The sequence below is a fragment of the Roseobacter sp. FCG-D35 genome (assembly GCF_033436665.1).
Lineage (GTDB): Bacteria > Pseudomonadota > Alphaproteobacteria > Rhodobacterales > Rhodobacteraceae > JAWQFO01.
Genome location: NZ_JAWQFO010000006.1, coordinates 58,642 through 77,883 on the forward strand (window position 1 = coordinate 58,642; position 19,242 = coordinate 77,883).

General features: G+C 64.8%; 20 protein-coding genes. 9 read left to right on the forward strand and 11 right to left on the reverse strand.

The genetic code is table 11. The features are described from left to right. Positions 1–88 precede the first annotated feature (88 nt). The 5 genes from R5H30_RS14600 to phnC are packed head-to-tail and all read right to left on the reverse strand — an operon-like array spanning position 89 to position 4,726. Entirely contained in the window at positions 89–703 is a 615-nt protein-coding gene (locus R5H30_RS14600) for a DapH/DapD/GlmU-related protein (protein WP_318329214.1), read from the reverse strand. Then, positions 703–2,016, reverse strand: coding sequence for a phosphonate ABC transporter, permease protein PhnE (gene phnE / locus R5H30_RS14605; protein WP_318329215.1), 1,314 nt, complete (start codon positions 2,014–2,016; stop codon positions 703–705). The genes R5H30_RS14600 and phnE (R5H30_RS14605) overlap by 1 nt, the downstream gene beginning before the upstream one ends. Further along, on the reverse strand, positions 2,013–2,888 hold the full coding sequence (gene phnE, locus R5H30_RS14610) for a phosphonate ABC transporter, permease protein PhnE (RefSeq protein WP_318329217.1): 876 nt from the start codon (positions 2,886–2,888) through the stop codon (positions 2,013–2,015). Before phnE (R5H30_RS14610) ends, phnE (R5H30_RS14605) begins: the two co-directional genes overlap by 4 nt. Before the next feature lie 59 nt (positions 2,889–2,947). Continuing rightward, positions 2,948–3,859: a phosphonate ABC transporter substrate-binding protein gene (gene phnD / locus R5H30_RS14615; protein ID WP_318329218.1), complete on the reverse strand. Its 912-nt coding sequence runs from the start codon at positions 3,857–3,859 to the stop codon at positions 2,948–2,950. Positions 3,860–3,916: 57 nt separating this feature from the next. Continuing rightward, positions 3,917–4,726: a phosphonate ABC transporter ATP-binding protein gene (gene phnC / locus R5H30_RS14620; protein ID WP_318329455.1), complete on the reverse strand. Its 810-nt coding sequence runs from the start codon at positions 4,724–4,726 to the stop codon at positions 3,917–3,919. Positions 4,727–4,939: 213 nt separating this feature from the next. Here phnC and R5H30_RS14625 point away from each other — a divergent pair, with 213 nt between their 5' ends. Then, complete coding sequence (locus tag R5H30_RS14625) at positions 4,940–5,233, forward strand: hypothetical protein (RefSeq protein ID WP_318329219.1); 294 nt, start codon at positions 4,940–4,942, stop codon at positions 5,231–5,233. 156 nt (positions 5,234–5,389) lie between these two features. On the opposite strand, the gene R5H30_RS14630 is transcribed toward R5H30_RS14625, so the two are convergent. The 6 genes from R5H30_RS14630 to R5H30_RS14655 all read right to left on the reverse strand — a co-directional run bounded on the left by R5H30_RS14630 (position 5,390) and on the right by R5H30_RS14655 (position 10,343). Then, complete coding sequence (locus R5H30_RS14630) at positions 5,390–5,587, reverse strand: cysteine peptidase family C39 domain-containing protein (RefSeq protein WP_318329221.1); 198 nt, start codon at positions 5,585–5,587, stop codon at positions 5,390–5,392. Beyond that, positions 5,587–6,873 carry an HlyD family secretion protein gene (locus R5H30_RS14635; RefSeq protein ID WP_318329222.1) on the reverse strand — a complete coding sequence of 429 codons (1,287 nt, stop codon included), beginning with the start codon at positions 6,871–6,873 and terminating at the stop codon, positions 5,587–5,589. Before R5H30_RS14635 ends, R5H30_RS14630 begins: the two co-directional genes overlap by 1 nt. A gap of 1 nt (position 6,874) precedes the next feature. Beyond that, on the reverse strand, positions 6,875–7,828 hold the full coding sequence (locus tag R5H30_RS14640; protein ID WP_318329223.1) for a hypothetical protein: 954 nt from the start codon (positions 7,826–7,828) through the stop codon (positions 6,875–6,877). Between the two features lie 470 nt (positions 7,829–8,298). Further along, entirely contained in the window at positions 8,299–8,952 is a 654-nt protein-coding gene (locus R5H30_RS14645; protein ID WP_318329224.1) for an aspartate/glutamate racemase family protein, read from the reverse strand. Between the two features lie 48 nt (positions 8,953–9,000). Continuing rightward, positions 9,001–9,660 (reverse strand): flavin reductase family protein, encoded by a 660-nt coding sequence (locus tag R5H30_RS14650; RefSeq protein WP_318329225.1) that lies wholly within the window; start codon positions 9,658–9,660, stop codon positions 9,001–9,003. Beyond that, on the reverse strand, positions 9,657–10,343 hold the full coding sequence (locus R5H30_RS14655; protein ID WP_318329226.1) for a GntR family transcriptional regulator: 687 nt from the start codon (positions 10,341–10,343) through the stop codon (positions 9,657–9,659). Before R5H30_RS14655 ends, R5H30_RS14650 begins: the two co-directional genes overlap by 4 nt. Before the next feature lie 167 nt (positions 10,344–10,510). Between R5H30_RS14655 and R5H30_RS14660 the strand changes: the two genes are divergently transcribed. From R5H30_RS14660 to R5H30_RS14695, 8 genes are all read left to right on the forward strand, one after another. After that, positions 10,511–12,088: an ABC transporter substrate-binding protein gene (locus tag R5H30_RS14660; RefSeq protein WP_318329227.1), complete on the forward strand. Its 1,578-nt coding sequence runs from the start codon at positions 10,511–10,513 to the stop codon at positions 12,086–12,088. Positions 12,089–12,163: 75 nt separating this feature from the next. After that, the gene (locus R5H30_RS14665) at positions 12,164–13,156 is read left to right on the forward strand and encodes an ABC transporter permease (protein ID WP_318329228.1); all 993 of its coding nucleotides are present in this window, start codon (positions 12,164–12,166) and stop codon (positions 13,154–13,156) included. Further along, on the forward strand, positions 13,149–14,129 hold the full coding sequence (locus tag R5H30_RS14670; RefSeq protein WP_318329229.1) for an ABC transporter permease: 981 nt from the start codon (positions 13,149–13,151) through the stop codon (positions 14,127–14,129). The genes R5H30_RS14665 and R5H30_RS14670 overlap by 8 nt, the downstream gene beginning before the upstream one ends. Before the next feature lie 3 nt (positions 14,130–14,132). Next, a complete protein-coding gene (locus R5H30_RS14675) occupies positions 14,133–15,308 on the forward strand; it encodes an amidohydrolase family protein (protein ID WP_318329230.1) in 1,176 nt (391 codons plus the stop codon). Next, positions 15,305–16,738, forward strand: a complete 1,434-nt coding sequence (locus tag R5H30_RS14680) for an amidohydrolase family protein (protein ID WP_318329231.1) — start codon at positions 15,305–15,307, stop codon at positions 16,736–16,738. The genes R5H30_RS14675 and R5H30_RS14680 overlap by 4 nt, the downstream gene beginning before the upstream one ends. Next, positions 16,735–17,703, forward strand: a complete 969-nt coding sequence (locus R5H30_RS14685; RefSeq protein WP_318329232.1) for an ABC transporter ATP-binding protein — start codon at positions 16,735–16,737, stop codon at positions 17,701–17,703. The genes R5H30_RS14680 and R5H30_RS14685 overlap by 4 nt, the downstream gene beginning before the upstream one ends. Next, positions 17,700–18,659 carry an ABC transporter ATP-binding protein gene (locus tag R5H30_RS14690; RefSeq protein WP_318329233.1) on the forward strand — a complete coding sequence of 320 codons (960 nt, stop codon included), beginning with the start codon at positions 17,700–17,702 and terminating at the stop codon, positions 18,657–18,659. The genes R5H30_RS14685 and R5H30_RS14690 overlap by 4 nt, the downstream gene beginning before the upstream one ends. Then, positions 18,652–19,155: a nucleoside deaminase gene (locus tag R5H30_RS14695; protein ID WP_318329234.1), complete on the forward strand. Its 504-nt coding sequence runs from the start codon at positions 18,652–18,654 to the stop codon at positions 19,153–19,155. The genes R5H30_RS14690 and R5H30_RS14695 overlap by 8 nt, the downstream gene beginning before the upstream one ends. Positions 19,156–19,242 lie beyond the last annotated feature (87 nt).

Here is a 19,242-nt window from a genome sequence, read left to right on the forward strand (position 1 = left end):
AAGAACGAGATTGCCCCAATGGTGATTGATGCCCAACGGACGAAAACCGTAAGCAACCTGCGCGGTACGTCGTCCGCGCCGCGGAAAATCACTCGTACTTGTCGAGGAACGCCTCGGCATTCAGGCGACGGAAGTCGTCCAGAGCCGCTCGAATTTCCGTGTGCGACCAATCCCACCAGGCCAATGCGATCAACCGGTCCGCAATCTCGCGAGGCTGACGCAGACGCAACGGTTGCGCGGGCGTGCCTGCGACGATGGTGTAGGGATCGACATCCTTCGTCACGACAGCGCCGGCAGCCACGACCGCGCCATGGCCCAGGGACACGTCGGGTTTGATCATCGCCCCGGCCCCGATCCACGTGTCGTGACCGATCTGGGCAGTGCGGGACCTGCGATGGTCAAAGAAGGCCTCGTCCCGTCCGGCATCATCCCAGTAGTCATCCGACCGGTAGAGGAAATGATGGCAGGCCGCCGTGTGCAGCGGGTGATCCGTCGCCCCGATCCGCGAAAAGGCCGCTATATTGGCAAACTTGCCAATCCTTGCGTTGGCGATATCGGCATAGCGGTCGCAATAGGAGTAATCGCCGAAATGCGTATTGCTGACTCGACTGCCTTTGCCGATCTCGACGTAGGCCCCGAAGGCACAGTCCGTGATCTCGCACTCGGGATGGACGAACGGCATGTCCGCCGAAAGCCGCGCCATCAGTCCTTGCGCCCGATCAACTTGCCACGCAGCCAGCCAGAGAACCAATCCATGATCATCACCATCACGACGATGAGGACGATGTAATAGGCCACCTCTTCCCAGTCTTTCTGCGTCTGGATCGCCTGGGTCAGCATCAGGCCGATACCGCCGCCCGTGATCGCCCCGATGATGGTGGCGGAACGCGTGTTGGATTCCAGGAAGTACAGGATCTGGGCCAGAAGCACCGGCACCACCTGCGGGATCACGCCAAAACGATAGCGCTGCAGGGGTTTGGCCCCGGTCGAAGCGACGCCCTCGATCTGCCTGTTGTCCACGTTTTCCAGTGCTTCGGAGAAGATCTTGCCGAAGGTGCCTGTGTCGGTGATCAGGATGGCAAGGGTGCCCGTAAGCGGCCCCGGTCCGAAGGCGCGCGCCAGAACGACCGTCCAGATCAGGGCATCCACGCCGCGCACGAAATCGAAGACACGCCGGGTTGCGGCGCGCAACAGCATGAAGGGCGAGAACCGCTTGGCGGCCAGAAAGGCCAGCGGCAGTGCGATGATTGCCGCGCCCATGGTGCCGAGGAAGGCCATCAGGATCGTCTCACCAATGGCCCAGGCGACGTCCTTGTGCCGCCACATCTTGTTGTTCCACCAGTCCGATACGGCTCCGGCGATATTTCTCCGGTCCGGGTCCAGTCGGTCTCCGAACAGGATCTTGCCGATCCCCTGCCCGTGATAGGGGCTGTCGAGCGTGAACCAGAACAGCTCCCATCCGGGAAAGTAGTTGAACACTTCCGTGCGCGCGCCGGTCATGGTGATCCGGCCTTCGGGCGTGGTGATGCCGATGCGGCGGTTCGAGGCCGAAATCCAGTCGGGCAGATCGTCCGGCAGGTTGCTTGTCAGGCTGCGCCCTTCAGCCTGCACTTCGATCGTCCGGAAACCCGGGATCTCTATTTCAGTCCGGTTTTCCGGAAGGTAGCGCACGATATGATCGCCACCCAGATCGATGGTCACGATCTCCTCCCCGCTGACCCAGTCCGGGCGACGACCTTCGGGATAGGTGCCTTTGCGCTCGCCCTCGACGGCGTAGGTGATCTCGCCCGACCGGTTGTCGCGCGTGACGTGCACCTTGTGCGACCAACTGTCCGACGCCAGCGTGACCGCGTTGTCCAGGTTTGCCCGCCCGGCCAGTCCGGGAATGTCGAAGGCGAAGAAGATGTAGGTGAGATAGACGAAGATCACCGTCGGTATGGCAAACCCCATGAGCCGCTTGCGCCGAAAAAGCCTGTCCGCCGCATGCTTGGTGAGGTCCAGATCCACAGCAGTCATTGACCCTGCCCCTCCGTCAGTCGATTGCGGTACCGGCTGGAGACCTGATCGAAGAAGACGATCGTGCCGAAGAGCAGGATGAAGATGGCGGCAGCCTCGTCAAACCGGCCCGGCCCCCAGGCCATGGCATTGCGCAATTCGTACCCCAGCCCGCTTGCCCCGACGAACCCGAGGATGGCCGAGGCGCGGATGTTGATCTCGAACCGCAGCAGGGTGTAGCTCAGGTAGTTCGGCGCGACCTGTGGCAGAACCCCCAGCAGCATGCGCTGCAACCAGGTGGCCCCCGTCGAGGCCAGGCCCTCGACCGGTTTCAGGTCGGCGTTTTCCGCCACCTCAGAGAACATCTTGCCAAGCGCACCCGCCGTGTGAATGGCAATCGCGATCATGGCAGGCACCGGCCCGCCGCCAAGAACGAAAATCAGGACAAGCGCAATGACGATCTCGGGCACAGCCCGCATGAGGTCGGACGTGCGGCGAAACAGCGGGATGAGCCGCGGCCATTTGGCCAGACCGCGGGTGCCCAGCAAGGACAGGAACAAACCGCCCAAGGCCCCGATCAGGGTCGATACGGCGGCGATGTTGATCGTTTCGATGAGAGCCGGGAAATACTTGGCGATAAGGCCGGGCAGATCGGCGCGTTTCTCCCACGCCTCGCTCAGCACGTCGGCGGGATAGTCTCCGATCTGGTGCAGCCCCTCCCAGAACCCGCCCGCGTTCCGGTCGTCCGCCACGGTGAACCCCGACACCATGAGGACAACGAAGATCAACAGCGTCAGCCCGCCATAGAGTCTGCGTCGTTGCACCTGCGCCATGTAGGTGGACTGAATGCTCTGCACGGTTTGCGGCGCGTCACTCAGCGAAATGCCAGCCATCTTGCCCCCAAAAAAAACCGACAGGCCCAAGGGCCTGCCGGATGCGTCATGGAAATGACTTAGCTGCCGATTTTCGCTTTGCGCGCTTCGACGATCGAAATGTAGGTGTCGTGGGTCACCGGCTGGAAGCCCTTGGTATCGCCAGCGGCCACACCATAGGCGCAGTCCGGGTCCGCCTCGTAGAGACCATCGACCAGGTCGGTCATGGTTGCGCGCACGTCGGCCGGCAGGGCCTTGCGCAGAACAATGGGGCCTTCCGGGATCACGTTGGATTTCCAGATTTCGACCATGTCGTTCATGTCGACGAGCCCCGCGTCCACGGCCTTGCGCAGCGCGCCCGAGTTGTAGCCGTCTTCCCAGTTGCCCTGACCGTCCGCCCAGGTCACGCCGCCGTCGATATCGCCGTTGTTGACCGCGACGATGGTCTGCTCGTGACCGCCCGTGAACCTGACCTCACCGAAGTATTCACCGCTTTCCATCGTCACGCCATCTTTGTACTGCGGAATCTCGATGGACGGGATAAGGTAGCCGGAGGTGGAGTTCGGGTCGCCAAAGCCGAAGACCTTGCCTTCCATGTCGTCCAGCGACGTGATGCCGCTGTCCTTGCGGGCGAAACCGATGGAGTGATAACCGACGGAGCCGTCCAGGTTCACCTTGATCAGAACCGGCTCGACCGCTTCGGGATCCTGCAGATAGGTCGCGGCATAGGCGGAGGCGCCCAGCCAGGCCATGTCGATGGTACCGCCAAGCAGGCCCTGGATCACGCCGTTGTAATCGGCAGGTGCAAAGAGCTTGGTTTCAACGCCAAGTGCCTCGGTCGTGTAATCCGCCAGGCATTGGTACGAGTTCATGCGGTCCTGGGCGTTTTCGCCGCCGAGGATGCCGATACGAAATTCGGTAATCTCTTCGGCGAAGGCGGCTCCGCCGAGGACTGTCGTCGTGGCAAGTGCCAGTGCGAGGGTCTTTTTCATCTTTTTCTCCGTTGGGTTGATGAAGGTGGTCCGCGAAAGGCGCGGGTGTCGGCTGGCTCAGGCAAAGGCTCTTTCAGCCTCGGACCTGCCCAGTGTTTCGATTTCGGTGGATGTGGCGGCTTCCGAGAAATCCGCGCCGGCCCCGTAGATGTCCCGTGCGACACCCGTGGTCAGCTGCTCGGGGGTTCCGTCAAAGACGATCCGGCCGTCGCGCATGCCGATGACGCGGTCGCAATATCGTCGTGCCGTGTCCAGCGTGTGGAGGTTGGCAATGACCATGCGGCCGTCCTGTTCGTGAATGTCGCGCAGCGACTGCATCACCACCTGCGCATTCATCGGATCCAGCGAGGCAATGGGTTCGTCGGCGAGAATGATCTTGGGGTCCTGCATCAACGCCCGCGCGATGGCCACGCGCTGCTGCTGACCTCCGGACAGAGCCTCGGCACGCTTGGGGGCCTGCTCGGCAATGCCAAGCCGATCGAGGATCTCGATGGCCTTGTGAATGTCGGCTTGCGGGTAAAGATTGAACAACGTCGCAAGGGTCGAGCGCTTGTTCAGTGTTCCGTGCAGAACGTTCGAGACCACGTCCATGCGCGGGACAAGGTTGAACTGCTGGAAGATCATCGCGCAGCGCGACTGCCAGTCCCGCTTTGCCGAACCGCGGAGGGCGGTGATCTCTTCGTCTTCGAACGTGATCGTCCCGCTGGTGGCGTCGCTCAGGCGATTGACCATCCTCAGAAGCGTGGATTTGCCCGCACCAGAGCGGCCGATAATCCCGATCATCGTTGGTCTGTCTATGGAGATGTCGGCGGCATCTACAGCCGTCTTGTCCCCGAACCGCTTCGTCAGCGCATCGATTTTCAGCATATCGCCCCCAGTGTTCAGGGGGCGGATACTCACGGCACGCTACATCTGCGTGACAGTTCTGTTTCAGTTTCTTGGCGTTTTTGCCGCGTCTCTGTGACAGCGGCTTTTCCGGGGTGCGGCGACAGCAGCCCCAGGAACGCGGTTCGACAGATCTTTTCCACAGGACGTCATAAAACTGTTAAGTTCCGGTCCCGTCTGTCCTAAGCTTTTGCCATGATCACGCGACTGGTTGCCTTACTCACGGCCTGCATTGCACTGCCGACCCTTGCCGACGCCCAGATGTCGGACGTCAGCTGCGATGACAGTGCCCGCATGGCCTCGATGTTGACCGAGGTTCTGAATGCCGAGCGTCAGGGCACGGGCCTGCGCGATCCGGACACCATGCTGGAGGTTTGGGTCGCCCAGGGAAACGGCGACTGGATGATCGTGCAGACCTACGCAAACGGCACGTCCTGCATCGTAGCCATAGGTGAGCACTGGGAGGCTGTCCAGACAGGCCCCGCCTGAATCGCGGTTTCCCCGTAACGATCGGTCGCGGCTGCGATCGACGGGCGCGCATAGCTTGCGGGTTTTCTGCGGGATCACGCAGCCCATCAAGCTGTCAAATACCGCGCGGTCAAAAGGATCGCCGGAAAATCGGGCGAAGCTGGTCACCGTACGTGGTCAGGTTGTTTTGCAGAGCCCGAGGAGTTTTCGCGACGTGAACCCGAAACGTCGGCGAAGTTCTCCTGGACCTGTGATCCGGCCGTGGTGGCTCGCGATCATGGCGAGACAGGCGAGGCCGCACTCGCTGGCTTCCGATTGCAGGATGACGGGCAGCTTCCGGCCCCAACCGAATTGCAGTCTTTCGACGGATTTCATCAGGCCGCGCTCCCGCGGAGCGAATTGAGCGGCGCAAGGATCCACTGCCACAGGCGCAGCGTCTCGATCTGGACGTCCGCCGTAAGTGTCATGCCCGGGTGAAGCGATGCCGCGTTTCCGTATGCGGTCGCCGTTTGCGACCCGAGCTCGACGGTGACGCGGTAGACCGGCTCGCCCGCCGTGGCCAATTCGGACAGTTGCCCGGTCGCGGCCTCGGCCAGTTCGCCCGGTCCGACCGTCGCGCGCGAGACGGTTCGCACCGTTCCTCCGTACTGTCCGAAACGCTGATGCGGAAAGGCGTCGTATCGGATCATCACCTGCTGGCCCGGTCTGAGAAAGCCGATGTCGCGGCTCGGGCCATAAAGGCGCGCCTCGAGCACCGCGCCGGATGGAATGAGCGTCATCAAGGGCGCTCCGGCCGCGACCGAGTCGCCGGTGGTGGCCCGCATCGCGGTCACCATGCCCGACTGCGGCGCCGAGATCACGGCCTCGCGCGCGGCTTCGGCTTCCGCGATTTCCTGCGCAATCGCGGACAAGGCACGATCGATTTCGGCCAACTGCAACTCCTGACGCAAAGGACGCTCCGAGATTTCGGTTTCGAGATCCAGACGGGTCCGCGCCATCGCCGCACGGCTGCGTTGCATGGACTGAAGCGCAAGCGCCTGCTCGAACGCCGTCTCTTCGGCGCGCCGCAGGTCATCCTCGGTGGTCAGTCCGCGGTCCCGCAGCTCGCGAAGTCGCACGAACGCGGCTTCGGCCATCTCGGTGCGTTGGCTCTGAATATCGATCTCGCCTTCCAGATCGCTCGCTTCGGCCGAAACCAGCTCGAGCCGTGCCGCCTGGGATTCCGCCTGTTGCGCAAATAGATCGAGATGGCTGTCGCGCTCGCGCACCAGGCTTTCGTGCCGTGCCCGGAGTGCCCGCACGACCTCCTGCTGGGTATCGCCCATGACCTCGCTGCGCCGCTCGGTCGACAGAACCGCCAGAGTCCCGCCTTGCGGAACCTCCATCCCTTCTTCGGCCAGAACCTGCGACAGGACACCGGATTGCGGAGAAACGACCTGCAAAAGCCCCTGTTCCGGCGTCAGCCAGCCCTGAAGACGGACCTCGCGCGTGTATTCCCCAAAGACGATCAGTCCGACCAGTCCGGCGGTGACAAGGGCAATGACGGCGGTGATGATCCGGTGCGAAACGGCCGGCACGAGCAGCACGGTGCCTAGCCACCTGTCCTGCTGCTCGTCCATCGCCTCCTTTCGAAACAGCGGGGTTTCGTCGCCCCGGTTCACCTCAGATGTCCTCCATGTCTGTCTCGGTCACCGTATAGGTCACCTCGACCACGCGCCGCTTGCGCCGTACGGGAAACACGGCCGTGGTCGAAGGGTCGAAGAAATCCTTGAGAAGCGGGGGGCGCCAGGTTCGAAAATAGAACGCGGGATCGTCGACCACCGCCGATGCGGCAACGACTTCCAGCTCATCGCGCCGGGTCACCGTCTGGACGATGGCGGGCGCGTGCGTGAAGCCGGCCATGCGCAGCGCACAGGCCCGATGATAGCCGTTGTGCAGCACCATGCGTTCGTCGGATCGCACAACCGTCAGGAAGTTCGAGCCATGTCCGACGAAAAGGCCCAGGTTGCCCGCAACCGGCCCGAAGCTCTGATGCCCGGACACCTGGTCCGGAGACAGCAGCGTGCCGTCGTGAAACCGCAGATCGTTCGAGTCCGAGAAAAAGGCGAACCGATCCCGGCCCAGCCTGCGCACCGAGACCTCCGCATCCTTGCGTTCGACCGGCTGACAGAACCGGAACAGCGCCGCATCGTCCGGGCGTGGCGATAGTTGCGTTGCGAGGTCCTTCACGAACGGCAGCGTGACGTGGCGCTGGCTGGCGACAAGCCGATTAAGCTCCACCATGGCCAGATGCGTCGGCACCTTGTCGAATGTCTTCCGGAAATAGGGTTGGCGCGTCAGCGCGTCGGCCTCGCCTTTCATGGTTTCCGGCAATTCGAGACAGTCCGCGCCGTCGGCCAGCCCGGCCTCTGTCTCTTCGAGTTCGGCATAGTGATCGTTCGCAACCCGCCAGGCGTCGATGATCTCGGCCCGAGATATGCTGTCCCCGCCGACGACATGGCGCGTGACGAAATCGAGATGATCCTGCAGCGGCGGTTGTCCGATCAGGCGAAGTTCTGTCCCGGCGCGGGTGTCATCGCGCTCCGCGGCGTCCTGGTCTGAATGTTCGAACGGCATTGGCACTCACAAGACTGGAACCCCGGGGGCGCGCCCCGGGGTCTGCATGTACATCGGATAGCGGTTTCAGCTGTGGCTGCCGCCGCGGCTGTTGCTGCGGCTGTTGTTGCGCGAAGCGCTGTTGCTCCTTATTGCTTCCACAAGCCACGTCGGGCTTGATGGAGAGGAGTATGGGGAGCGCGCGGCACCGATCAAATTCGGCAGGCTGAATAGCGCGGTTTCTTCGCAAATCTTAATCTGTTTCTTTCATAACGATTACCCCGAAGCGCAAATCACCGTGCTCGTCGCCGCTTTCGACCAGCCTGCACGCGAGCACTTCAAGGTATCCGATTGCGGTGAACCGCGTGCCGCAGGCCGCTCTCCGACAAGGTCATCGGGATCACCTTGGCAGTCCCCACCGCCCAGGTTGCGCGTTTATCTGTGGGACGCGCATCTGTCGGAAAACCAACCCTGCCAAGGCGCGACTGGCGTCAGGCGGAGGCCGCGGCAAGCCAGGTCATCAAACGCGCCGCGGTTTCGAGCGGGTCGATGACCGGAACGTCCAGCGCTTGTCGTGCGGCCTCGGCAACCGCCACCATGCCGCCGCAGCCGAGGATCACGGCATCGACCCGATCTTCCCGAACCATCGCCCGGGAGACCTCGATCACCCGGTCGATCGCGGTGCCGGGATCCTCTTCGAGCGCCAGCACAGGAACCCCGGAGGCGCGGACGATGCCGGTGCGTGACGGCAGGCCGTAGGATGCGATGTTGCGTTCCAGCACCGGCACCGAAACCGGAAGCGTCGTCACCACGCCAAAGCGCCATTGGCGCAGGACGCAGAAGTGATAGGCCGCCTGGCCGATGCCGACCACCGGGCAGGACGCGACCCGCGCGGCCTCGGCCAGTCCGGTGTCATCGAAACATCCGATGATGATGCCCTTCGCCCCCTGCCCGGACGCCGCGGCGACCAGCTTCAGAAGCGGCGGCGTCGCGGCCTCGCCGTCCTCTGCCCCCTGTATCGCCGGGGGGCCTTCGTGCGACGTCCAGCCTTCGAACGCCGTTGACGGGGCCGCTTGCCGGGCGGTTTCGAGCATGGCCTCGGTCATGCTTTCGGTGCTGTTGGGATTGATGAGGACGATCGACATTCCGTCAGCGGTCTCGGCGACCGCTCGGCCCGGCCACACCCGGCGCGCTCACTTCGCCGCCGCCCTGACGGGCTGCGTCCGCGCCAGCACGTCGCCTGCTGAAGGCGTGGGATGATCGAAGTAGTCCAGCGTTCCGGCATAGCCGTTGCCGCCCATCCGACCGATGGCGTCGAGCCGTTCGTGGTCCGAGTAGAAGGTGTCGAGGTCGATCACGTCATCGCGGACATGAGCGGTGACGATCTGGCCGAGGATGATCTCGCGCGCCGAACTCACCGCGATGTTGAGATACCGTCGGCACTCGAACGAAACAGGCGCCTCTGCAATGCGCGGGGCCGCGATGTTCTCGCCGGCAACGGCCGTCAGCCCCGCCATCTTCAGCTCGTCGATCCCCGAGGCGAAATTGGCCGCCGTGACCGCCATCGCCTCGACATTGGCGCGGTCCACGATGTTGACGGTAAAGCACTCGGTCATCCGAATGTTCCAGGCGGTGTCCTTGAAGCTGCGGTCGGGTTTGTTCTCGACCCCGAGCGCAAGGATCGGCGGGTCGGCGGACAGGCAGTTGAAAAAGGAATAGGGCGCGGCGTTGTAGACACCCTCGGGCGACACGGTCGTGACCCAGGCGATCGGGCGCGGCACGATGGTCCCGATCATGACCTTGTAGGCGTCGCGCGGCGTCAGCTCGGCGAAGTTCAGCGCGTGGTGGGTCACGTCGCGAGTTCCTTTCCGTAGCGCGACAGGATCGACGAGACGCTGTCGGGCTTCTTGTCGAATTCTGCCCGGTCCGCGACCGCGACGAGGTGATGGTGCATGATGGCTTTGGCCCGGGCGACATCCCCCGACCGTATCGCCTCGATGATCTGCGAATGCTCGTCCACGGCGCAATCGGACGAATGGCTCTTGGCGTACATCGCCATGATCAGCGAGCAGCGCATCACGGTTTCGGACACGTAGCGCAGCAGCACCGCGTTGCCGGTCAGCTCGGCCAGCAGGATGTGGAATTCCCCTGACAGCCGGATCGACACCGGCCCGTCCTTGCCTTTCACGCCCTGTTCGCTGCGCACGTGGGCTTCGAGCCGTTCAAAGCCGCCCTCCGGCATGCGTTCCGCGAGAATCCGGATCACTTCCGATTCGAGCGCCCGGCGGACCTCGAAGATCTGCTCGGCTTCGTCGAGCGACGGTTCGGCCACGAAGGCCCCGCGATTGCGACGCGTCACGACCAGCCCCTCGTTCTCGAGCCGCACCAGCGCGTGCCGGACGATGGTCCGGGAAACGCCGAACTGCTCGCCCACGGTGTCCTCGGGAAGTCGCATGCCAGGCTTGAGCGCCTGTTCGATGATCGCGCGCAACAACAGGGTGTGCACCGCATCCGTCAGTGTCGTCTGTTCGGTCATGGTCGCGTTCTTGTCTGTTCTTTATGCAATCCGCAATACCGTATCCGGATCAATGCGTCAATCGGATACGATCTTCTTGCTTTATGCGGCACAATGAGTCACTGGTATTGCATCGTATCCAATCTGTGCGATTCTCGAATACAAACCAGCAACAGGGATCAGACCGCATGACGATAAGAACGTTGATGCTTACTTCCGCGGCACTTGCAGCCTTTTCCGGCGCAGTTCAGGCGGAGAACGTGCTCAAGTGGGGAGCCAACCGCGACATCGGATCGCTCGATCCGTATTCTTACGGCGACAGCTTCACCATCAATGTGCTCAACCATGTCTACGAAGGGCTGGTGCGCTACAATGAGGAGCTCAAGATCGAACCGGCGCTCGCGGAATCCTGGGAAATTCTCGAGGACCAGGTGACCTGGCGCTTCAAGCTGCGCGAGGGCGTGACCTTTCACAACGGCAACCCGTTCACCGCGGAGGATGTCGTCGCCTCGCTGCAACGCGTCAGCCACGAGACCTCGCCGCTCAAGGGCAACCTGCCGGCCTATGTCTCGTCCGAGGTCGTGGACGAGCTGACCGTCGACGTGACGCTGAACGGGACCTACCCGCTCCTGCTGAACGACCTCACCAACATCCACATCTTCGACAAAGAGTGGATGACCGAGAACGATTCGCTCCTGCCCACCGACATCGGCGCAGGCACCGAAGGCTTCGCGACCTACAACGCCAACGGCACCGGCCCCTTCGTGGTCGAAAGCCGGCAGCCGGACGCCAAGACCGTCTTCGTGGTGAACCCCGAGTGGTGGGACGAGCCGCGCCACAACCTCGACCGCATCGAGCTGTCGCCGGTCACGTCGGCCGCCACGCGCGTGGCCGCGCTGCTCTCGGGCGAGATCAACTTCACCAATGACGCTCCGGTGCAGGATCTTCCGCGCCTCGAGGCGGCGCCGAACGTGAAGGTGCTTGAAGGCGTCGACCTGCGCACCGTGATGATCGGCTTTCCGTTCCGCGACACGCTGGTCTCTGGCGAACCCAATCCCTTCAAGGAAAAATCCGTCCGCGAGGCGCTTTACAAGGCCATCGACCTCGACCTGATCCACCAGAAGGTGATGCGCGGCAAGTCCCGCATCGCCGGCGCGACAGTCGCCCCGCCGATCCCGGGATATGCCGAGGAACTCGACGCGCTGCCCGAACACGATCCCGATGCCGCCAAGACCCTGCTCACCGAGGCGGGCGTTCCGGAAGGTCTCGAGTTCGAATTCAACTGCCTGTCCGACGGGCTGGTGAACGAAGAGCAGTTCTGCCAGGCCATCGCCTCGATGTGGTCGCGCATCGGACTCGCCCCGAAGCTCGACGTCGCCCCGCGCGCGGTCCAGACGCCCAAGCGGACCAACGGGCAGACCGACATCTACACGCTCGGCTGGGCCACGCTGCCGATGCTCGACGCCTATTCGCCGCTTTTGCAGATCTTCCACACCAAGGAAGGCAATTCCGGCGTCTTCAACTGGGGCGGCTGGTCCTACCCCGAGCTCGACACGCTGGTGCAGCAGGCCGGCATGGAACTCGACGAAGGCAAGCGCCTCGCGCTCGAAACCGAGGCCCTTGGCATCGTCAAGGAAGAGATGATCATGCTGCCGTTGCACCAGCAGCCGATGGCCTGGGCGGTCACAGACGAGGTGAAGGAGATGCCGCTCTTCCCGGACAACAAGCCACGGCTGTGGTTCGCACAGGTCAGCGAAGGCAGCTGACCCTTTCCAACGCAGGACGCGGGGCGCGCGCCGCCCTGCGTTTTGCATCCCCTCTCTCATCAAGAGGATCCTTCGATGCTCGCCTTTCTCATCAAGCGCACCGCCAACGCGGCCTTCGTCATGCTGGCGGTCGCTTTCTTGGCCTTCACGATCTTCCGGTTCTTCGGCGATCCGGTCGAGATGATGGTCAACGAACAGGCCACCCAGGCCGACCGCGCCGAACTGCGCGAACGCCTCGGCCTGAACGACGGGTTCGTGACCCAGTACACGCGCTTCGTGACCAACGCCGTGCAAGGCGATTTCGGGATCTCCTACCGCAACCAGCAGGACGTGATGGTGCTGATCGGCGAACGCTTCCCGGCCACCTTCGAGCTGGTTCTCGTAGCGACAATCATCTCTCTGGTCGTCGGCATCCCGCTCGGCGTGATCACCGCGGTGCATCGCAACTCGCGGCTCGCCAACGCCCTGCAACTGGGCTCGATCGTCGGCGTCTCCCTGCCCTCCTTCGTGGTCGGGATCATGCTGATCCTCGCCTTTTCGGTCTCTCTGGGCTGGCTGCCCGCCTTCGGTCGCGGCGACACGGTCGATCTCGGCTGGTGGTCGACCGGGCTGCTCACGCCCTCGGGGCGCGCCGCACTCGTGCTTCCGGCGATCTCGCTTTCGACCTTCCAGATCACGCTGGTCATGCGCCTCGTGCGCGCCGAGATGCTCGAGACGCTGCGCACCGACTACGTCAAGTTCGCCCGCGCCCGCGGCGTTCCCGCCGCGCGAGTGAGCTGGGTACACGCCCTGCGCAACTGCCTGATGCCCGTGATCACCCTGACCGGCATGCAGATCGGCAACCTTATCGCCTTCGCGCTCGTCACCGAGACCGTGTTCCAGTGGCCGGGCATGGGCATGCTCTTCATCCAGGCCGTGACCTTCGTCGACATCCCGGTGATGGCCGCCTACCTGATGCTCGTCTCCTTCATCTTCGTCGCCCTCAACACCGTCGTCGACGTCACCTACGCCTGGGTCGACCCGCGCCTGCGCGACGACGCCGCCAAAGCCGGAGGGGCCAATGGCTGAGCTGTCCATGTCCACCGAACCGCAACCCACCGCCACCGACGCCACGATCCTGCCGGTCCGGCGTGCGCGTCTCGCCGCGATCCGCGACAGCGACCTGTGGCATTCGTTCAAGTTTCATCCCAGCGCGATCTTCGCCGCCTGCCTGCTGGCTTTCGTGGCCCTGACGGCTTTCCTTGCGCCGCTGATCACACCGCAGGACCCCTACGACCTCGCCGCGCTGGAGCTCTGGAACGCCGAGATCCCGCCGATCTGGAACGCCAACGGCCAGTGGCCCTACCTTCTGGGCACGGATACGCAGGGCCGCGACATCCTTTCGGCGATCCTCTACGGCTCGCGCATCTCTCTGGTCATCGGCTTCGCCTCGGTCATGGTCGCCCTCGCCGTCGGTCTGACGCTCGGCCTGGTCGCGGGCTACTTCGGCGGCTGGATCGACAACGTGATCATGCGCCTCGGCGACGTGCTTCTGTCGATGCCCTTCATCCTGATCGCGATCCTGATCACCGCCGTCGCGACCGCCTCCTTGCCGCCGGGGCTCAAGGACGTACTGGCCGCGCCGATCCTGATCTTCGCCATCGCCGTGCCAAGCTGGGTGCAATACGCCCGCACCGTGCGCGCCTCGGCCATGGTCGAGCGCAAGAAGGAATACGTGCAGGCCGCCCGGCTGATCCGCGTGAAGCCCTGGCGCATCATGCTGCACCACATCCTGCCCAACTGCCTGACGCCGATCCTCGTGGCCGCCACGCTGAACTTCGGCCTGGCGATCCTGTCCGAGGCGACGCTCAGCTTTCTCGGCGTCGGCATGCCGCCCGACCAGCCGAGCCTCGGAACGCTGATCCGGATCGGCAACCAGTACCTCTTTTCCGGCCTCTGGTGGATCGTCGTCTTTCCCGCCGTTCAGCTCTGCCTGATCGTCCTGTCGGTCAACATGATCGGCGACTGGCTGCGCGATGCCCTCAACCCCAAACTGAGATAAGACATGAAGACCCTGAAGAACGTTCGCCCGATGGGCGCCGCCCCCACCGACCTGCATATCGCCGAAGGCCGTTTCGTCGCCACGGCCCCGGACGGCGCCGAAACCGTCGACTGCGGCGGCCGCATCCTGATCCCGGGGCTGGTCGAGGCTCATACCCACCTCGACAAGTCGCTTCTCGGCATGCCCTGGTACCGCAACGAGGTCGGCCCGCGCCTGATCGACAAGATCACCAACGAGCGCGAGGTGAAGGTCTCGCTCGGCCTCGACCCGCAGGTGCAGTCCGAGCGGCAGGCGATCCTGTCGGTCTCGCACGGGACCACGCATATCCGCAGCCACGTCGACGTTGACACCCACCACGGGCTGCGCGGCGTCGAAGGCGTGCTCGAGACGCGCGAAAAACTCAGGGACCTCGTAGAGATCGAGATCGTGGCGTTTCCGCAATCCTCGATGATGGCCCGCCCCGGCACGGTCGAGATGATGGACGAATCCCTGAGCCTCGGCGCGGACGTCGTCGGCGGGATCGACCCCTGCGGCATCGACCGCGACCCCAAAGGCCAGCTCGACGCGGTGTTCCGGCTTGCCGAGAAGCACGGCAAGCCGATCGACATCCACCTGCACGAACGCGACGCGCTTGGCGGCTTCTCGATGGAAGAGATCATCGCCCGCACCCGTGCCCACGGTATGCAGGGCAAGGTCACGATCAGCCACGCCTTCTGTCTCGGCATGAACGACCGCGCCTATGTCGCGGACCTCCAGGCGCAGCTGGCCGAGAACCGCATCCACATCATCACCACGGCCCCCGCCTCCGCGCCGGTCCCGGCAGTGAAGGAGTTGAAGGCGGCCGGCATTCTCACCGGCTCGGGGTCGGACGGCATCCGCGACACCTGGGGGCCCTACGGTAACGCCGACATGCTGGAACGCGCGATGTTCGTGGGCCAGCGCAACAACCTGCGCCGCGACGACGAGGTCGAGCTGGCGCTCGACATCTGCACCTTCGGCGGAGCCGCGATCATGGAGCTCGACGGCTACGGGCTCGCGCCCGGCGACCGCGCCGACTGCGTGCTGGTCGAAGGAGAAACGCTGGCCGAGGCGGTCGCGGCTCGCGCCCCGCGCAAGCTGGTGCTGAAAGGTGGCGAGATCACCGCCCGCGATGGCCGGTGCATCCGGGAGGCCCCGTGACCGGACGCACGCTCCTCTCCGCCCGCTGGGTCGTGGGCCACGAAGACGGCAGGCATGTCGTGCATGAAAACGGGGTCGTGGTCATCGAAGGCGCGCGCATCCTGCATGTCGGACGCAGCTTCGACGGCGAGGTCAGCGCAAGCCGGGACTACGGCGCGGCGGTGATCTGCCCGGGTTTCGTCGATCTCGACGCGCTGTCGGACCTCGACACCACCATCCTCGGCTACGACAACGGCCCGGCGTGGAAAAAGGGCCGGGTCTGGCCGCAAAGCTACATCGACCGCGGGCCGTACGAGATGTACGGCCCCGAAGAGCTGGCCTTTCAGAAGCGTTTTGCCTTCGCACAGCTGATCCGCAACGGGATCACCACCGCCCTGCCCATCGCGTCGCTCTTCTACCGCGCCTGGGGCGAGACGGTCGCGGAATTCGACGCCGCCGCGCAGGCCGCGACAGACCTCGGCCTGCGCGTCTATCTCGGCCCGGCCTACCGCACCGGCGGGCAGGTCACGGATGATGCCGGAAACATCCGCGCCGTCTATGACGAGGCGCGCGGGATGCAAGGACTGGAAGATGCCGCCGCCTTCGCCCGGCGCATCGACGGCACCGGCGGCGGCCTCGTGCGCGCCATGTTCGCCCCGGACCGGATCGAGACCTGCACCGAGGCGTTGCTGCAACGCACCGCGGCGCTTGCCGCCGAGATGGGCGCGCCGGTGCGCCAGCATTCCTGCCAGTCGCCGACCGAGCTGCGGCTAATCGAGGACCAGCACGGCACCACGCCGATCGACTGGTTGGCGCGCATCGGCGCGCTCGGGTCCAACTGGCTCTTGCCGCACGGCACCCACGCCAGCCCGCGCGACTTCGCACTCATGGCCGAACACGGGGCGACGCTGGTGCATTGCCCGCTGGTCTCGGCGCGACACGGCGGGCTGCTGACGTCCTTCCCGAACTGCCGCGACATGGGCATCAACATCGGCCTCGGCACCGACACCTGGCCGCCCGACATGATCCTGAACATGAGCCTCGGCATGATGACGGCGCGCATCGCCGAAAGCATGGAGGCGATCCGCAGCGAGGACGTGTTCGACGCCGCCACGCTCGGCGGGGCGCGGGCGCTCGGTCGTGACGATCTCGGCCGTCTCGCCCCCGGAGCCTGCGCCGACATCGCCGTGGTGGACCTGCGCAGGACCCTTCAGACCCCCGACCCGATCCAGACGCTGATGACCTCCACCTCGGGCCGCGACGTGCGCGACGTCTGGATCGCCGGGCGCTGCGTCATGGAGGATCGCGTCATTCCCGGCTTCGACGTCGAGGCCGAGACCACCCGCACGCAGGCCCAATTCGACGGATTGATCGCCAAGTACCCGGACCGGACGGCGGGCCACCCGCCGGTCGAACACATCTTCACACCCAGCTACAGGAGGGCGCAATGACCGACAGCGTTCTGGACGTCCGCGGCCTTAGGGTCGAGTTTCCAAGCCGGCACGGCACGCTCACCGCCGTCGACGACATCACGCTGAGCATCGGCAAGGGCGAGATTCTCGGCGTGGTGGGGGAATCCGGCGCCGGCAAGTCGATGACCGGAATGGCCATTCTCGGCCTGCTGGAACCGCCGGGCCGCATCGCCTCGGGCGAGATCCGGCTTTCCGGCAACCGCATCGACAACCTGTCCGAGGACGAGATGCAGAAGGTGCGCGGGCGCCGCATCGGGGCGATCTTCCAGGACCCGCTCACCTCGCTCAACCCGCTGTTCCGCGTCGGTGACCAGCTCGTCGAAACCATCCGCCTGCACACCGGGCTTGGCAAGCAGGCCGCGCGCGCCCGCGCCATCGACCTGATGCGCGAGGTTGGGATCCCGGCGGTGGAGGAACGCATCGACAACTACCCGCACCAGTTCTCCGGCGGCATGCGCCAGCGCATCGTCATCGCCTTGGCGCTGTGCGCCGAACCCGAGCTGATCATCGCCGACGAGCCCACGACGGCGCTCGACGTCTCGATCCAGGCCCAGATCACCGCCCTGCTCAAGCGGCTCTGCCGCGAGCGCGGCACTGCGGTGATGCTGGTCACGCACGACATGGGCGTGATTGCCGAAACCGCCGACCGTGTGGCGGTGATGTATGCCGGACGCCTGGCCGAGCTGGGCAGCGTCGAAGACGTGGTACGTCGCCCACAGCACCCCTACACAACCGGGCTGATGGGCTCGATCCCCAGCCTGCGCCGCGACGACGAAGAACTGCAGATGATCCCCGGCGCGATGCCGCGGCTCGGGGCGATCCCGCCCGGCTGCGCCTTCAACCCGCGCTGCGCCCATGCCGGACCGCGCTGCCGGCGCGAGATCCCCCGAACATCCGGCACCGGCGCCGCCTGCTGGCTTGCCCTGGAAGGAGAAACCGCATGACCACGCCCATTCTCGAGGTCGACGCGCTGGAACGTCGTTTCGACGTTTCCGCGCCCTGGCTCAACCGATTGATCGAACGCAAGCCGCGCCGCGTGCTGCGCGCCGTGGACGGCGTCGATTTCGACATCCTGCCCGGCCAGACGCTGGCGCTGGTGGGCGAGTCGGGATGCGGCAAGTCGACCATCGCCAAGCTTGTCACCGGCCTGCACGCGCCGTCGGCGGGCAACATCCGCTTCAACGGCGATCCCGACAAGATGCAGATGATCTTCCAGGACCCCTATGCCTCGCTCAACCCGCGCTGGCGCGTCGGGCGCATCGTGGCCGAACCGCTGCGCACGCTGCACCCCGAAACACCCGAGCCCGAGGTCGCGCGACGGGTCGAGGACCTGCTGACCACCGTCGGCCTTGCCGCAGGTGACGCCACCAAATACCCGCACGAATTCTCCGGCGGCCAGCGCCAGCGCATCTCGATTGCCCGCGCACTGGCCGGTGAGCCCGAGTTCCTGGTCTGTGACGAGCCGACCTCGGCGCTCGACGTTTCGGTGCAGGCGCAGGTGCTGAACCTGATGAAGCGGCTGCAGCGCGAGATGGGGCTGACCTATCTCTTCATCTCCCACGACCTCAGCGTGGTGCGGCACATGGCCGACGTTATTGCGGTGATGTACCTGGGCCGGATCGTCGAGATCCAGCCCAAGCACGACCTCTTCGCCAATCCGCTGCACCCCTATACGCGTATGCTGCTCGACACGATCCCCGACCTCGAAGCACCCAAGCGCGACCGCGCCCCGATGGGTGGCGAAGTGCCCTCGCCTGTTTCGCCGCCGCCGGGCTGCACCTTCCATCCGCGCTGCCCGCTGGCCTTCGACCGCTGCAAGCGCGAACGCCCCAAGCGCGAAAAGCATGTCCACGACCGCCGCGTCGCCTGTTTCGCCGCCGAGGCCAGCGCCAGTGTATGAAGCACGCTTCATGCGCCGGGCCATCGAGATCTCGGCCGAGGCACTGACCACCCCCGGGACCGAACCCTTTGGCGCAGTCGTGGTCAAGGACGGCAAGATCGTCGGCACCGGCATCAACCGTTCGGTGATGAACCACGACCCGACCTCGCATGGCGAGACCGAGGCGATCCGCGACGCAGCGCGCAACCTTCGCACCGTCGATCTGCGCGGCACCGAGCTTTACAGCAGCTGCGAACCCTGCCCGCTCTGCGTTTCGGCCATGCTCATCGCGGGAATTTCCCGGCTCTATTACGCCGCCGACATGGCCCAGGCGGGTGCCGCCCTCGGAGATCTGCCCGAACAGGCCCGGTTTCCCATCGACGTCGACGACATGCGGGCCCAGTGCGTGCTGCCGGCGCCGAAGCGTGCGATGCCCTGCGCACAGCATGAAAGTTCCGCTGCCGCCGAGGTTCTGGAGCGGTGGGCATCAGCGGCGCGATCCCGGTTCCAGGACTAAATCTACAGACCATTTACCGATAGGCGTCGCTTGCGCGTGTCGCGGCAGGGTGTGTCCACCGCACTCGCGTTGCGCCCAACTGGGTGG